The organism is Streptomyces sp. NPDC002476 (assembly GCF_042889785.1).
GTDB lineage: Bacteria > Actinomycetota > Actinomycetes > Streptomycetales > Streptomycetaceae > Streptomyces.
In genome coordinates this window covers 1-15,173 of the sequence record NZ_JBIARH010000025.1, presented here as the reverse complement: position 1 = coordinate 15,173, position 15,173 = coordinate 1, and the positions used below count along the sequence as shown (strand labels likewise).

The window sequence follows — 15,173 nt, the reverse complement described above, 5'->3', positions numbered from 1 at the left end:
CCACAGCCGGTCCCGGCACCCTGACGACCCGGAGGAAGGTCCCCCCTTGAACCCGCCGTCCCCGCCCCGCACGCAGCAGATTCCGGTCATCGTCCTCGCGGGGTTCCTGGGGTCGGGCAAGACGACACTGCTCAACCATCTCCTGCGCAACCGTGCGGGGAACCGGATCGGTGTGATCGTCAACGACTTCGGTTCGATCGAGATCGACGCCATGACGGTTTCGGGACAGGTCGGTTCGACGGTCTCGCTCGGCAACGGCTGCCTGTGCTGCGCGGTCGACGCGAGCGAACTCGACTCCTTTCTGGAGACGCTGACCCGGCCCTCGGCCCGGCTCGACGTGATCGTCATCGAGGCCAGCGGACTGGCGGAGCCGCAGGAACTCGTCCGCATGCTCCTGGCCAGCGAGAATCCGCGCGTCATGTACGGCGGCCTGGTGGAGGTCGTGGATGCGGCGGAGTTCGCCGCCACCCGGCGCCGCCATCCGGAGATCGACCGCCATCTCGCCGTCGCCGATCTCGTCGTCCTCAACAAGACCGACCGGGTCGGGGACGACGAACTGGCCCGCATCCGTGAGGCCGTCGCCACGGCCGGCACACGGGGCACCGACGGATCCGCAGCGGGCACCGGCGGGTCCCCGGGTGGCGGCGCGGGTGCCGTCATCTGCGCCACGTACGGACGCGTCGATCCCGAGCTGCTCTTCGACCCCTCGCTGCGTCCGGACGGCGAGGAGAAGGCGCGCCAGCTCACCTTCGAGGACCTGCTGCTGGCGGAGCGGGCCGAGGCGGAGGCCGACGCCGGGCACGAGCACCATCTGCACGCCGCGTACGAGAGCGTGTCCTTCACCGCGGACGTGCCCATGAACCCGCGCAGGCTGATGGACTTCCTCGACTCCCGGCCGCAGGGGCTCTACCGGATCAAGGGACTCGTCGACTTCGGCATGGGCGATCGCGCCAACAAGTACGTGCTGCACGCGGTCGGGCGGTTCCTGCGGTTCGAGCCGCAGCCGTGGGCACGCGACGAACCACGCCTCACCCGACTCGTGCTGATCGGCTCGGGCATCGATGCGGAGGCCCTGCACAAGGAGCTGACCGACTGCCGCGAGACGGACACGCCGACCCGGGACGCACCGCTGCCCGGCACACCGGACTTCGGCACCTCCATCCCTGACGTGCCGGACCCCGGCGCGCCGGGCCCGGACACGGCGCAGGACGCCGCACATGACCGAAGCATGTGGGGCGTCCTGCGGTACGTGCGACGGCCCGACGAGGACGGCTGGTGACGGAAGGGGCACGGGCCCCGTCGTCACACCGCCGTCGCCGGGTCTGACGAGGGGCTACACCGGTCCCGCGACCGACGCGACCGGCTTGGCCAGCGGCGCACCCGAACCGTCGCGCCGGGGGTCCGGCGCCGGCAGCTCGGCGGGCGCGCCGTTCTTCTGGGCGGCCCTCGCGGGCACGGGGCCCGCCCAGGCGAAGACCAGGGCGTCCTCGCCCTTGAGGAACCGCTGACAGCGCACCCCGCCGGTGGCCCGGCCCTTGCGCGGGTACTGGTCGAACGGGGTGAGCTTGCACGTCAGCATCGAGTCGTCCAGCATGCCCTGCGAACCCGCCACCGTGAACACCATCGCGTCCGCGGCCGGATCCACCGCCGTGAACGAGATCACCGAGACGCCCGCCGCGAGCTTGATGCCCGCCATGCCGCCTGCGGGCCTGCCCTGCGGCCGCACCTGCGCCGCCGGGTAGCGCAGCAACTGCGCGTCGGACGTGATGAAGACCAGGTCCTCCTCGCCCGTGCGCAGTTCGGCCGCGCCGACGATCCGGTCACCGTCCTTGAGGGCGATGACCTCCAGCTCGTCCTTGTTGGCCGGGTAGTCCGGCACCACCCGCTTGACGATGCCCTGCAGGGTGCCGAGCGCCAGACCGGGGGACGTCTCGTCCAGCGTGGTCAGACAGACGACCTCCTCGTCGCTTCCCAGCGTGAGGAACTCCGAGACCATCGCCCCGCCCGACAGACTGGGCGCCGCGTGCGTGTCCGGCAGCTGCGGCAGATCGATGACCGCGAGCCGCAGCAGCCGTCCCGTCGATGTCACCACCCCGATGTCGCCCCGGGCGGTCGCGGGCACCGCGGACACGATCACGTCGTGCTTGGCTCGCTTGGCGTCCTCGGCGAAGGCGATCGGGTCGTCGCTGGCGGTACGCGCCAGCAGACCGGTCGACGACAGCAGCACCCGGCACGGGTCGTCCGCGACCTGCAGCGGCACCGAGGCGACCTGCGTACCGGCCGACTCCAGCAGCACCGTGCGCCGCTCGGTACCGAACTTCTTGGCGACCGCGGCCAGTTCCGACGAGACGAGCTTGCGCAGCGCGGCGTCCGACTCGAGGATCGTGGTCAGCTCGTCGATCTCCTTGTTGAGCCGGTCCCGCTCGCTCTCCAGCTCGATCCGGTCGAACTTGGTCAGCCGGCGCAGCGGCGTGTCCAGGATGTACTGCGTCTGGATCTCGCTCAGCGAGAAGCGCTCGATGAGCCGCTCCTTGGCCTGCGCCGAATTGTCGCTGGACCGGATGAGCCGGATGACCTCGTCGATGTCGAGCAGCGCGACGAGCAGGCCCTCGACCAGGTGGAGACGGTCGCGGCGCTTGCCGCGCCGGAACTCGCTGCGCCGGCGCACCACGTCGAAGCGGTGGTCGAGGTAGACCTCCAGCAACTCCTTCAGGCCGAGCGTGAGCGGCTGCCCGTCGACCAGTGCCACGTTGTTGATCCCGAAGGAGTCCTCCATCGGGGTCAGCTTGTAGAGCTGCTCCAGCACCGCCTCGGGCACGAAGCCGTTCTTCACCTCGATGACCAGGCGCAGACCGTGCTCGCGGTCGGTCAGGTCCTTCACGTCCGCGATGCCCTGGAGCTTCTTCGCCGAGACCAGGTCCTTGATCTTGGCGATCACCTTCTCCGGGCCGACCGCGAAGGGCAGTTCGGTGACGACGATGCCCTTGCGGCGCGGCGTCACGTTCTCCACGGACACCGTCGCACGGATCTTGAACGTCCCGCGCCCGCCGGCGTACGCGTCCTTGATGCCGCCCAGGCCCACGATCCGGCCGCCGGTCGGCAGGTCGGGACCGGGGATGAACCGCATCAGCGTCTCCAGGTCCGCGCCCGGATGCTTGATGAGGTGGCGGGCGGCGGCGACGACCTCGCCCAGGTTGTGCGGAGGCATGTTGGTCGCCATGCCAACGGCGATCCCGGACGCCCCGTTGACCAGGAGGTTCGGGTACGCGGCCGGGAGGACGGAGGGCTCCTGCTCCTGGCCGTCGTAGTTCGCCTGGAAGTCGACGGTCTCCTCGTCGATCGACTCCGTCATCAGCGATGTCGCGTCGGCCATCCGGCACTCGGTGTACCGCATGGCGGCCGGTGGGTCGTCGTTCCCGAGCGAACCGAAGTTGCCGTGTCCGTCGACCAGGGGGAGACGCATGGAGAACGGCTGCGCCAGCCGGACCAGCGCGTCGTAGATCGACGCGTCGCCGTGCGGGTGCAGCTTGCCCATGACCTCGCCGACGACCCGCGCGCACTTCACGAAGCCGCGGTCGGGGCGCAGGCCCATCTCGTTCATCTGGTACACGATGCGTCGGTGCACCGGCTTCAGACCGTCACGGGCGTCGGGCAGGGCCCGTGAGTAGATCACCGAGTACGCGTACTCGAGGAAGGAGCCCTGCATTTCGTCGACGACGTCGATGTCGAGGATGTTCTCCTCGAAGTCGTCCGGCGGCGGGGTCTTCGTGCTGCGGCGGGCCATCGCTGCTGCGACTCCTTCACGGATTCTGTTCGGGCAACCTCAGGTTCTGACGCGGACCATTGTGGACCTCCGCACCGACAACGCCGACCTCGCCCCGTCCCAACCGGCCCTCCCGACGCCGCCGGGAAGGGCTCCGGAGCGGTGAAAGGGGCGCGTGCGCCGGGTGGTGCGCCCCTCTTTCACGCGAACTTCCGCGGTATGGGAACTTCGCCAGGTGTCGGTGCGCTTGCTTACAGTGGCAGGCCACGCAGAAAAACCAGTAACGCGATCGAAGGGACGTACATGCCCATGGGTCACACGGCCACAGCCCAGGCCGGTTCCGGCGGCTTGACAGCGACCGAGCACCGCCTGGCCAATGGCCTGCGCGTGGTGCTCTCCGAGGACCATCTGACCCCGGTCGCCGCGGTCTGCCTCTGGTACGACGTCGGATCGCGCCACGAGGTCGAGGGACGCACCGGTCTGGCTCACCTCTTCGAGCACCTGATGTTCCAGGGCTCCGGCCAGGTGAAGGGGAACGGACACTTCGAGCTGGTGCAGGGCGCCGGCGGTTCACTCAACGGGACCACCAGCTTCGAGCGCACCAACTACTTCGAGACGATGCCCGCGCACCAGCTGGAGCTGGCCCTCTGGCTGGAGGCGGACCGGATGGGCTCGCTCCTCGCCGCGCTCGACGAGGAGTCGATGGAGAACCAGCGCGACGTCGTCAAGAACGAGCGCCGCCAGCGCTACGACAACGTCCCCTACGGCACGGCGTTCGAGCGGCTGACAGCGCTCGCCTACCCCGAGGGGCACCCGTACCACCACACCCCGATCGGCTCGATGGCGGACCTCGACGCCGCGACGCTGGAGGACGCGCGCGCCTTCTTCCGTACGTACTACGCGCCGAACAACGCGGTGCTGTCGGTCGTCGGCGACATCGACCCCGAGCAGACGCTCGCCTGGATCGAGAAGTACTTCGGCTCCATCCCCTCCCACGACGGGAAGCGACCCCCGCGCGACGGCACGCTGCCCGACGTCATCGGCGAGCAGTTGCGCGAGGAGGTACGCGAGGAGGTTCCGGCGCGGGCGCTGATGGCCGCCTACCGGCTCCCGCACGACGGCACCCGCGAGTGCGACGCAGCGGATCTCGCGCTGACCGTGCTCGGTGGCGGGGAGTCGTCGCGGCTGCACAACCGCCTGGTCCGCCGTGACCGTACGGCCGTGGCGGCCGGATTCGGGCTGCTGCGGCTGGCGGGCGCCCCGTCGCTCGGCTGGCTGGACGTCAAGACCTCCGGCGGTGTCGAGGTGCCGCGGATCGAGGCGGCGGTCGACGAGGAGCTGGCCCGGTTCGCCGCCGAGGGCCCGACGCCCGAGGAAATGGAGCGCGCCCAGGCCCAGCTGGAGCGCGAGTGGCTGGACCGGCTCGGTACGGTCGCGGGCCGCGCCGACGAACTGTGCCGGTTCGCCGTGCTGTTCGGCGACCCCCAGCTCGCCCTGACCGCGGTGCAGCGGGTTCTGGACGTGACGGCGGAGGAGGTCCAGGCAGTCGCCAAGGCCCGGTTGCGGCCCGACAACCGGGCGGTGCTGGTCTACGAACCGGTCGAACCGGCCGATTCCGCGGATGCCGCGGACACCGACGAGACCGACGCCGACACGCACGAAGGAGCGGACAAGTGACCGACGCCGCCGCGACTGGAGTTTCGATGCAGTTCCACCCCCAGCCGGCCCCCGGCGTCGCCCGCCCCTGGGCTTTTCCCGCGCCGGAGCGCGGTTCGCTGCCCAACGGCCTGACGGTGCTGCGCTGCCACCGCCCCGGCCAGCAGGTGGTGGCGGTCGAGATCGTCCTCGACGCCCCGCTGGACGCCGAGCCGGAGGGGCTGGACGGCGTGGCCACGATCATGGCGCGGGCCCTGTCCGAGGGCACCGACAAGCACACCGCCGAGGAGTTCGCCGCCGAGCTGGAGCGCTGCGGTGCCACGCTCGACGCGCACGCCGACCACCCCGGCCTCCGGGTTTCCCTGGAGGTCCCGGCCTCCCGGCTGGCCAAGGCGCTCGGACTGGTCGCCGAGGCGCTGCGGGCCCCCGCCTTCGCCGAGAGCGAGATCGAACGGCTGGTGCGCAACCGGCTCGACGAGATCCCGCACGAGCAGGCCAACCCGGCGCGCCGCGCCGCCAAGCAGCTCTCCAAGGAGCTCTTCCCGGCCGCCTCGCGGATGTCCCGGCCGCGCCAGGGCACCGAGGAGACGGTGGAGCGGATCGACGCGGGGGCGGTGCGCGCCTTCTTCGAGGCCCATGTCCGGCCGTCCGCGGCGACCGCCGTGGTCGTCGGCGACCTGACCGGCATCGACCTGGAGGCTCTGCTCTCCGAGACACTCGGCGACTGGTCGGGCGACACCGTCGAGCCGCGCCCGGCCCCGCCGATCACCGCCGACGACACCGGCCGCGTGGTCATCGTGGACCGTCCGGGCGCGGTGCAGACGCAACTGCTGATCGGTCGGATCGGACCGGACCGGCACGACAGCGTGTGGCCCGCCCAGGTGCTCGGCACGTACTGCCTGGGCGGCACGCTCACCTCCCGGCTGGACCGGGTGCTGCGCGAGGAGAAGGGCTACACCTACGGTGTCCGCGCCTTCGCCCAGGTGCTGCGGTCGTCGGCCCCGGACTCGGACACGGGCGCGACCGGCGCCGCCATGCTCGCGATCAGCGGATCGGTGGACACGGAGTCGACCGGACCGGCGTTGGAGGACCTGTGGACGGTCCTGCGGACGCTGGCGGCCGAGGGGCTGACCGACGAGGAGCGCGAGACCGCGGTGCAGAACCTCGTGGGTGTCGCGCCGCTGAAGTTCGAGACGGCGGCCTCCGTGGCGGGCACGCTGGCCGACCAGGTCGAGCAGCACCTCCCCGACGACTTCCAGGCCCACCTGTACGCGCGGCTCGCGGCAGCCGGCACGGTCGAGGCGACCGCAGCCGTGGTCAGCGCCTTCCCGGGTGACCGGCTGGTGACGATCCTCGTCGGCGACGCGTCCCGGATCGAGGAGCCGGTCCGGGCCCTGGGCATCGGTGAGGTGTCGGTGGTCACCGGCTGAGCGGTACGCCGTCACGGTCCCCGGCCGCCTCCTCGGGCGGAGACGCCGGGGACCGTCCCGGCGTCCCGGCCCAGTCGGTCCGGCGGCCGGGCGTCCGGCGCCCCGTTCCCGTACGGGGCAGGTGCCGGAGCACAGCCGCGGGCCGGGCCGTTCCGGGTACCGAACGGGGGCGGCCCGACCGGCCCGGTGGCCGGGCGTGGAAGGCCCCTGTGAGCGATGTCTCGCCGGGGTCTTCCCCATGTTCGGTTCCGGTCGCCGGGTTGGTCGCCGGGTTGCCCGTACGACCTGTGGCATGCGCTACAAAACGGCTTGTCCGTTTGGTGAACGAATGTGCTCGCGCTTAGCGTCGACCGGGCTGCCGGCCACTCGTATGTCGCGACCGCGACGCACCGGACAGCCATCGCCGAGTCCCCGCCGGGCGTGAGCCCTGGGGAGCCGGGGACCCAATGAAGTCCCTGGGGTGAATCGGAAACCTGAGCCTCGCTGAGGCCGGGACCTCCGTAGGAGACCTTCCTGCTCCGAACCCGTCAGCTAACCCGGTAGGCGAGAGGGAAGGAAAGGATCAGCCACTTCATGGCGTTCACCCGTGCCACCGGGAAGCATCGCCCCCCCGGGCGACTGACGCGCGGCAGCGCGAGGATCGCCGGCGTCGCGGCGCTGGCCACCACCGGCGTCATCGGAGGCGCTGCTTCCCCGGCCCTCGCCGCGGACGCCGAGACCTCCGCGGTCGGCGAGATTGGCCTGAACCAGGTCATCGCCATCCAGGACGTCATCGCCGACCGGATCGACGCACAGGCCGACGCGCAGCAGCGCCGGGCCGACCTCATCGCCGAGGCGAAGGAGGCGGCCCAGCGGAAGGCCGAGGCCGAGAAGCGCGCCCGGGCCGAGGCGAAGGCCAGGGCCGAGGCGAAGCGTGCCGCCGAGGCGCGGGCCGAGAAGGCGCGTGCCGCCCGCTCCGCCGAGCGCACCCGCCTGGGCCTCTTCCAGCTCCCGGTCGCCGGTTCCTACGTCACCACCGGCTACAAGTCCAGCGGTTCGCTCTGGTCCTCCGGCAGCCACTCGGGCATCGACTTCCACGCCGCGTCCGGCAGCTCCGTCGTCGCCGTCGGCGCCGGTACGGTCGTCGAGGCCGGCTGGGGCGGCGCGTACGGCAACAACATCGTGCTGCGGATGACGGACGGCACGTACACGCAGTACGGGCACCTCTCGTCGATCGGTGTCCGTGTCGGCCAGAGCGTCGGCGCGGGCCAGCAGATCGGCCTTTCCGGCTCGACCGGCAACTCCACCGGACCGCACCTCCACTTCGAGGCCCGGACCACGCCCTCCTACGGATCCGACATGGACCCCGTCACGTATCTGCGTGCCCACGGCGTCTCCCTCTGACCGACGGCCGACCCGCGAACCGCCTCCCGAAGGCCCCGGCAGCACGCCGGGGCCTTCGGCCTGTCCGGGGCGCCCGTCCGCCGGTCCGCCCCTTGCGCGACCGTCCCGGATCCCGGGAAGAGGCACCCGGGGCCGGGAAGGGATCCCGGGGGCCGGAAGACGAAGGAGCCGCGGTGCCGGTGGGCGGCACTGCGGCTCCTTCGCGGGAATCGGTCCCGTACAGAAGTCCGGAAGTCCCGGGAGCGGGAATCCCGGAACGTGGCTCAGACGGTCTCCGGGAGTTCGTCGAGCCCCTCCGCGACCAGCTTCGCCAGGCGGTCCAAGGCGGCCTCGGCGTCGTCCGCCTCGGATGCGAGCACGATCTCCTCGCCGCCCTGCGCGCCGAGCCCGAGCACCGCGAGCATGGAGGCGGCGTTCACCGGGGTGCCGTCGGCCTTGGAGATCGTCACGGGGATGCCGGACGCCGTGGCGGCGCGGACGAATATGGAAGCGGGGCGGGCGTGCAGGCCCTCGGCCCAGCCGACGTTGACGCGGCGCTCAGCCATGGTTCTGCCCTTCATGAATCAATAGTTGTCTAGACCATTCCCTCATGTGGTGCGCGGTGCTCCGGCCGACCCGCGCCACACCCACGAGCGGTGCCGCAACGCCGTTCGGCCCCCCTCAGACTGCCCCGGCCCCGGCGGCTACGCGAGTGGTGGACGAGCCGTAGTCTGTGCCCATGCAGTCCTCGACGGAGCAGAGTCCGCATCACGCCTATCCCGACCACTGGGAAGCGGACGTGGTCCTCCGTGACGGAGGCACCGCGCGGATCAGGCCCATCACCACGGACGACGCCGAACGCCTGGTCAGTTTCTACGAGCAGGTCTCCGACGAGTCGAAGTACTACCGCTTCTTCGCCCCGTACCCCCGGCTGTCCGCCAGGGACGTGCACCGGTTCACCCACCACGATTACGTCGACCGGGTGGGGCTCGCGGTCACGGTCGGCGGCGAGTTCATCGCGACCGTCCGCTACGACCGGATCGACGGACGGGGCAGGCCCGCCTCGGTGCCCGCGGACGAGGCGGAGGTCGCCTTCCTGGTCCAGGACGCGCACCAGGGCCGGGGAGTGGCGTCGGCACTGCTGGAGCACATCGCCGCGGTGGCTCGCGAGCGCGGCATCCGCCGCTTCGTCGCCGAGGTGCTCCCCGCCAACACCAAAATGATCAAGGTGTTCCGGGATGCCGGCTACACCCAGCAGCGGAGCTTCGAGGAAGGTTCCGTCCACCTCACCCTGGACCTCGAACCGACGGCCGAGTCCCTCGCCGTCCAGCGCGGCCGTGAGCAGCGGGCCGAGGCGCGCTCCGTGCAACGGCTGCTCGCCCCCGGCTCCGTGGCCGTCATCGGCGTCGGCCGGACGCCCGGCGGTGTCGGCCGCGCGGTCCTGCGCAACCTCCTCGCGGCCGGATTCACCGGCCGTACGTATGCCGTGAATCGTTCCTTCGCCGCCGACCAGGACACCATCGACGGCGTCCCCGCCCACCGCCGCGTCGGCGAGATCGGCGAACCGGTGGATCTCGCGGTCGTCGCCGTCCCCGCCGAGCGCGTACCGGAGGTCGTGGCCGACTGCGGCGAGCACGGCGTCCAGGGTCTCGTCGTCCTCTCCGCCGGATACGCCGAGTGGGGTGCCGAGGGCAGGGACCGGCAGCGCGAACTCGTCCGCCAGGCACGCTCGTACGGGATGCGGATCATCGGTCCGAACGCCTTCGGCATCATCAACAACGCCGAGGCCGTCCGGCTGAACGCCTCCCTCGCCCCCGAGCCGCCCGAGCAGGGCCGCATCGGGCTGTTCACCCAGTCCGGGGCGATCGGCATCGCCCTGCTCTCCCGGCTCTACCGGCAGGGTGCGGGGCTCTCCACCTTCATCTCCGCGGGCAACCGGGCCGACATCTCGGGCAATGACTTCCTCCAGTACTGGTACGAGGACCCGGACACCGACGTCGCCCTGCTGTACCTCGAATCGTTCGGCAACCCGCGCAAGTTCATGCGGCTCGCCCGGCGCACCGCGGCCGTGAAGCCCGTGGTCGTGGTGAAGGGCGCCCGGCACACCGGCGCCACCCCGCCCGGCCACGCCGTACCCGTCAGCCGGATCCCGGACGCGACGGTCTCCGCCCTCATGCGGCAGGCGGGCGTGATCCGCGTCGACACGGTGACGGAGGTGGTCGACGTGGGTCTCCTCCTCGCGGACCAGCCGCTCCCGGCGGGCCCCCGGGTCGCGATCCTCGGCAACTCCGAGTCGCTCGGCCTGCTCACCTACGACGCCTGCCTGACCGAGGGGCTGCGTCCGCGGCCGCCCCTCGACCTCACCACCGCCGCGACGCCGCAGGACTTCCGGGACGCCCTGACCGAGGCCCTCGCCGCCGACGACTGCGATTCGGTGATCGTCACGGCGATCCCCTGGGTGGGCGAGGACGGCGAGGCGGAGAACGGCGGCGGGGAGGTCCTGGCGACCGCGCTGCGCGCGGCGGCGGCCACCGGTCCCGCGAAGCCCGTGGCCGTCGTCCACGTGGAGATCGGCGGGCTGGCGGAGGCCCTGGCCGTGGCCAGTGGCACGGCCGCGCCGCGCACGGCGAAGCCGTCCTCCACGACCGGGGAGCCCGCGGACACCCGGCCCATGACCACCCGGCCCATGACCACCCGGCCCGCGACCACTCGGTCCGCGTCCGTCCCCGCGCACGCCCGCACCGCGCCCGCCGGAGCTTCGGGCACCCGGGAAGCGCCGGGCGGCCAGCGCGGCCAGGGCGCCCGGACCACCCCGGCCGGACCGGGAACGGCCGGACCGGGAACGGACGGCCACGGAACGGACGGCCCGGGAACGGACGGCCGCGCGGGCCGGATCCCCGCCTACCCCGCCGCCGAACGGGCCGTACGAGCCCTGGCCGAGTCGGTGCGGTACGCGCAGTGGCGGCGGCAGGCCGCCGTACCCGGCAAGGTGCCCGAGTTCCTCGACGACACCATCGACGAGTCGGGTACCGCCGAGCTGATCGACACCCTTCTCGGCCCGCCCCCCGCCCCGCGCGGCAGACAGCTCACGCCCGACGAGGCGTGCGCGCTCCTCGGCCGCTACGGCATCGCCGTACGGCCGACACTGCCCGCCCCCGACCCGGAGGCCGCCGTCGCCGCCGCGGCACGGATCGGCTATCCCGTCGCGCTCAAGACCACAGCGCCCCATCTGCGTCACCGGGCCGATCTCGGCGGCGTGCGGCTGGACCTCGCGGGCGAGGATGCGCTGCGCCGCGCGTACGGCGAGCTGACCGACCTGCTCGGCAGGCCCGCCGAACTCCAGCCCGTCGTCCAGGCCATGGCGCCGCGCGGGGTCGACACCGTCGTGCGGGCCTCGATCGACCCGGCGGCGGGCGCCGTTCTCTCGTTCGGGCTCGCGGGCGCGCCCTCCGAGCTCCTCGGCGACACCGCCCACCGTCTGGTTCCGGTCACCGACCGCGATGCCGCGGAGCTGATCCGGTCCATCCGGGCGGCCCCGGTGCTGTTCGGCTGGCGGGGCGCGGCACCCGTGGACACCGCGGCGCTCGAAGAACTGCTGCTGCGGGTGTCCCGGCTGGTCGACGACCACCCGGAGGTGGTCTCCGTCGCCCTGGAACCGGTCGTGGTCGCCACCCACGGGCTGGCCGTCCTCGGCGCGAGCGTCCGGCTCTCCCCGCCGCCGCCCCGCACCGACCTCGGCCCCCGTCGTCTCCCCAACTACTGACCGGACGGCCACTGCCGGGACGTTCCCGCTGCCGAAAGGGCCAGGACCGGGGCCGGGACGCTCCGTCCCCGCCGCCCCGTGCCCACGAGAGCGCGGACCACCGTGTCCCCGGTCCGTGCTCGCCGTACGACGTCCCCGGCAGTCATCCGCCCCCCGTAGGATGGTGCCCATGGCTAAGACCGGTACGACGACCCAGGGGCTGCGCGCGGCGATCGAGCGCAGTGGCTACTACCCGGCCCTCGTGGCCGAGGCGGTGGAAGCCGCCGTGGGCGGTGAGCCCGTCGCCTCGTACCTGGTCCACCAGGAGACCACCTTCGACTCCAACGAGGTGCGCCGTCACGTCACGGTCCTGGTCCTCACGGGCACCCGTTTCATCGTCAGCCACACCGACGAGCAGAACGCGGACACCACCTCCCCGTCGCCGTACGCCACCACCTCGACGGAATCGGTCAAGCTCGATCGCATCTCGTCGGTCGTGGTCAGCCGGGTCGTGGCCGACCCCGAGAAGTACGTGCCGGGCACGCTGCCCCGCGAAGTCGTCCTCACCATCGGCTGGGGTGCGGTCTCCCGCATCGATCTCGAACCGGCGGCCTGCGGCGACCCCAACTGCGAGGCCGACCACGGCTACACCGGCAACTCGACGGCCGACGACCTGAGTCTGCGGGTGAGCGAGGCCGGGGACGGCCCGGACACCGTGCGCCAGACCCTCGCCTTCGCGCAGTCCCTCTCCGAGGCCACGGCCGCGACCGCGGCGACCGACCGCTGATGGCTCAGCCGGCCTGGCAGGACCCCGTTCTGCTCGACGTCGACACCGCTCCCGTCCCCGAGTACGGCAACGGCTCGCTCGCCGATCTGCTGCCCACGCTCGTCGCCGGGCAGGGCGTACCCGGTTTCACCGCCACGATCGCCGAACTCACCCCGGCGGACCGGAACTGCGTCTTCCTGATCGACGGCCTCGGCTGGGAACAGATCCAGGCGCACCCCGACGAGGCGCCCTTCCTGCACTCGCTGCTCCCCACCTCGCGCGGCGGCACCGGCCGCCCGGTCACGGCGGGCTTCCCGGCCACCACGGCGACGTCACTGGCCTCGGTCGGCACCGGACGCCCGCCGGGGGAGCACGGCCTGCCCGGCTACACCGTGCGCGATCCGGACACCGGCGAGCTGATGAACCAGCTCCGCTGGCAGCCGTGGACCCCGCCCGCAGTCTGGCAGCCGTATCCCACCGTCTTCGCGCTCGCCGATGCCGCGGGGGTGCGCACCGCCCAGGTCTCCGCGCCGGCCTTCGAGCGGACTCCGCTCACCCAGGTCGCGCTCAGCGGCGGCACGTTCCTCGGCCGGCTGACCGGCGAGGAACGGATGGACGTCGCCGCCGAACGCCTTGCCGCGGGAGACCGGTCGCTCGTCTACACGTACTACAGCGAGGTCGACGCCAACGGTCACCGCTTCGGAGTCGACTCCGACGCCTGGCGCGGACAGCTCATGCACGTGGACGGCCTGGCCCGGCGCCTGGCCGAACAGCTCCCGCCCCGCTCGGCGCTGTACATCACCGCCGACCACGGCATGATCGACATCCCCTTCGACGAGCGGTCCCGCATCGACTTCGACGAGGACTGGGAACTGCGCGCGGGCGTCGCGCTGCTCGGCGGCGAGGGCCGGGCCCGGCACGTGTACGCCGTCCCGGGTGCCGAGAACGACGTCCTGGCCGTCTGGCGCGAAGTGCTCGGCGAGCAGTTCTGGGTGGCGAGCCGGGACGAGGCGATCGAGGCCGGATGGTTCGGCCCGACGATCGACGAACGTGTCCACGGCAGGATCGGCGACGTCGTCGCCGCGGCCCATGACGACGTGGTGATCACCGCCTCGGTCAATGAACCGCACGAGTCCGCGATGGTCGGCATGCACGGCTCGATGACCCCCACCGAGCAGCTCGTGCCCCTGCTCGAAGTACGCTCGTAGCCCCTCCCGCGTCGGCACGCCTCCCTCCTGATCCGCCCGACCGCCCCACCGTGTCCGAAAGGCCCTCAGTTCCCCATGTCCGAGCCCGTGTTCTCCTCCGGGGCGGCGGACCGTGCAGAGCGCGCCGTCGTGCTCGGGCATCCGTCGCCCCGCGAACGGGCCGCGCCGGTACCGGCCGGTCGGCGGGTCCCCCCGGCGCTCCCCCTCGATCCGGAAGATTGTGCTCCACTGATGTCCGAACTGGTCTCCTTCTCCGGCGCCATGGACTGCGGAAAGAGCACCGACTTCCCGGGGTATTCGCCATCGACGGTAGCTGCCGCCAAGTGCTGCCCGGGCGGCGTGCTGTCCCTGGAGCCCCACTCGTCGGAGCCCCACTCGTCCCGAAAGGCAACCTTCCACTGATGTCCGAATTGGTGTTTTTCTCCGGCACTATGGATTGTGGGAAGAGTACTTTGGCGCTCCAGATCGGACATAACCGCTCAGCCCGGGGGCTTCAAGGTGTGATCTTCACACGGGATGACCGGGCGGGCGAGGGGAAGCTGTCGTCGCGACTGGGCCTCGTCGCGGAGGCTGTCGAGGTTGCCGAGGGTATGGACGTGTACGGGTACGTGGTCGACCTGTTGTCCAAGGGCGGCAAGGTCGATTACGTGATCGTCGACGAGGCGCAGTTCCTCGTGCCGGCGCAGATCGACCAGCTGGCGCGGGTCGTGGACGACCTCGGGCTCGATGTCTTCGCCTTCGGTATCACCACCGACTTCCGAACCAAGCTCTTCCCTGGCTCGCAGCGGCTGATCGAGCTGGCCGACCGGATCGAGGCCCTCCAGGTCGAGGCCCTGTGTTGGTGCGGCGCCCGAGCAACGCACAATGCTCGTACGGTGGGAGCGGAGATGGTGGTCGAGGGTGCTCAGGTGGTCGTCGGTGACGTCAACCGCCCAGCGGAGGAGATCGGCTACGAGGTCCTGTGCCGCCGCCATCACCTCCGCCGGATGACTGCCGCTTCAGCCCGCGCGGGAGCGCTGTCCCCCGACGTCCTGCCGGTGACACCGGCTTGACTGCGAGGTTCTTCCCTGGCCTTTCTTGTTGCGCTGCCGGGTAGGCAGGCGCGTTTTTCAAGCCGTCTGCGCGACTGCGACCAACAATTTCTGGGTGTAAGAGGTCGCGCGGATAGGTGGGTCGGCGTCGCGTGGCGATGGGCGGCGCCCGGCGGCGTTGTCGTCGGTCGACGACTCCCCCATGGCCCGAAAGG

Annotated in this window: 10 protein-coding genes and 1 riboswitch; of the genes, 8 read left to right on the top strand and 2 right to left on the bottom strand. The window is 71.8% G+C overall.

What is annotated here, in order from left to right; genetic code table 11:
- Positions 1–46 precede the first annotated feature (46 nt).
- A complete protein-coding gene (locus ACFYXM_RS25200) occupies positions 47–1,279 on the top strand; it encodes a CobW family GTP-binding protein (protein WP_389292563.1) in 1,233 nt (410 codons plus the stop codon).
- A gap of 54 nt (positions 1,280–1,333) precedes the next feature.
- Here the strand turns inward: ACFYXM_RS25200 and ACFYXM_RS25195 are convergent, their stop codons facing one another.
- Positions 1,334–3,784: a DNA topoisomerase (ATP-hydrolyzing) subunit A gene (locus ACFYXM_RS25195; RefSeq protein ID WP_389292561.1), complete on the bottom strand. Its 2,451-nt coding sequence runs from the start codon at positions 3,782–3,784 to the stop codon at positions 1,334–1,336.
- Between the two features lie 282 nt (positions 3,785–4,066).
- On the opposite strand from ACFYXM_RS25195, the gene ACFYXM_RS25190 reads away from it, so the two are divergent.
- The 3 genes from ACFYXM_RS25190 to ACFYXM_RS25180 all read left to right on the top strand — a co-directional run bounded on the left by ACFYXM_RS25190 (position 4,067) and on the right by ACFYXM_RS25180 (position 8,232).
- The gene (locus ACFYXM_RS25190) at positions 4,067–5,440 is read left to right on the top strand and encodes a M16 family metallopeptidase (protein ID WP_389292559.1); all 1,374 of its coding nucleotides are present in this window, start codon (positions 4,067–4,069) and stop codon (positions 5,438–5,440) included.
- Positions 5,441–5,466: 26 nt separating this feature from the next.
- Positions 5,467–6,849, top strand: coding sequence for a M16 family metallopeptidase (locus tag ACFYXM_RS25185; RefSeq protein ID WP_389292557.1), 1,383 nt, complete (start codon positions 5,467–5,469; stop codon positions 6,847–6,849).
- Between the two features lie 391 nt (positions 6,850–7,240).
- A riboswitch (cyclic di-AMP (ydaO/yuaA leader) is annotated at positions 7,241–7,410 on the top strand.
- A gap of 12 nt (positions 7,411–7,422) precedes the next feature.
- Positions 7,423–8,232 (top strand): M23 family metallopeptidase, encoded by an 810-nt coding sequence (locus ACFYXM_RS25180; protein WP_389292556.1) that lies wholly within the window; start codon positions 7,423–7,425, stop codon positions 8,230–8,232.
- 263 nt (positions 8,233–8,495) lie between these two features.
- On the opposite strand, the gene ACFYXM_RS25175 is transcribed toward ACFYXM_RS25180, so the two are convergent.
- The gene (locus ACFYXM_RS25175) at positions 8,496–8,777 is read right to left on the bottom strand and encodes an HPr family phosphocarrier protein (RefSeq protein ID WP_073789882.1); all 282 of its coding nucleotides are present in this window, start codon (positions 8,775–8,777) and stop codon (positions 8,496–8,498) included.
- Between the two features lie 173 nt (positions 8,778–8,950).
- On the opposite strand from ACFYXM_RS25175, the gene ACFYXM_RS25170 reads away from it, so the two are divergent.
- The 4 genes from ACFYXM_RS25170 to ACFYXM_RS25155 all read left to right on the top strand — a co-directional run bounded on the left by ACFYXM_RS25170 (position 8,951) and on the right by ACFYXM_RS25155 (position 14,979).
- Entirely contained in the window at positions 8,951–11,974 is a 3,024-nt protein-coding gene (locus ACFYXM_RS25170; RefSeq protein ID WP_389292555.1) for a GNAT family N-acetyltransferase, read from the top strand.
- Positions 11,975–12,143: 169 nt separating this feature from the next.
- Positions 12,144–12,740, top strand: coding sequence for a DUF5998 family protein (locus ACFYXM_RS25165; protein ID WP_389292553.1), 597 nt, complete (start codon positions 12,144–12,146; stop codon positions 12,738–12,740).
- Complete coding sequence (locus tag ACFYXM_RS25160) at positions 12,740–13,927, top strand: alkaline phosphatase family protein (RefSeq protein WP_389292552.1); 1,188 nt, start codon at positions 12,740–12,742, stop codon at positions 13,925–13,927. Before ACFYXM_RS25165 ends, ACFYXM_RS25160 begins: the two co-directional genes overlap by 1 nt.
- 401 nt (positions 13,928–14,328) lie before the next feature.
- Positions 14,329–14,979, top strand: a complete 651-nt coding sequence (locus ACFYXM_RS25155; RefSeq protein WP_389292550.1) for a thymidine kinase — start codon at positions 14,329–14,331, stop codon at positions 14,977–14,979.
- Positions 14,980–15,173: the final 194 nt, after the last annotated feature.

Excerpts from the sequence above, each read along its gene's own strand:
- ACFYXM_RS25195 (WP_389292561.1), bottom strand. The coding sequence starts at position 3,784 with ATGGCCCGCCGCAGCACGAAGACCCCGCCGCCGGACGACTTCGAGGAG.
- ACFYXM_RS25190 (WP_389292559.1), top strand. The coding sequence starts at position 4,067 with ATGCCCATGGGTCACACGGCCACAGCCCAGGCCGGTTCCGGCGGCTTG.
- ACFYXM_RS25185 (WP_389292557.1), top strand. The coding sequence starts at position 5,467 with ATGCAGTTCCACCCCCAGCCGGCCCCCGGCGTCGCCCGCCCCTGGGCT.
- ACFYXM_RS25180 (WP_389292556.1), top strand. The coding sequence starts at position 7,423 with ATGGCGTTCACCCGTGCCACCGGGAAGCATCGCCCCCCCGGGCGACTG.
- ACFYXM_RS25175 (WP_073789882.1), bottom strand. The coding sequence starts at position 8,777 with ATGGCTGAGCGCCGCGTCAACGTCGGCTGGGCCGAGGGCCTGCACGCC.
- ACFYXM_RS25170 (WP_389292555.1), top strand. The coding sequence starts at position 8,951 with ATGCAGTCCTCGACGGAGCAGAGTCCGCATCACGCCTATCCCGACCAC.
- ACFYXM_RS25165 (WP_389292553.1), top strand. The coding sequence starts at position 12,144 with ATGGCTAAGACCGGTACGACGACCCAGGGGCTGCGCGCGGCGATCGAG.
- ACFYXM_RS25160 (WP_389292552.1), top strand. The coding sequence starts at position 12,740 with ATGGCTCAGCCGGCCTGGCAGGACCCCGTTCTGCTCGACGTCGACACC.
- ACFYXM_RS25155 (WP_389292550.1), top strand. The coding sequence starts at position 14,329 with ATGTCCGAATTGGTGTTTTTCTCCGGCACTATGGATTGTGGGAAGAGT.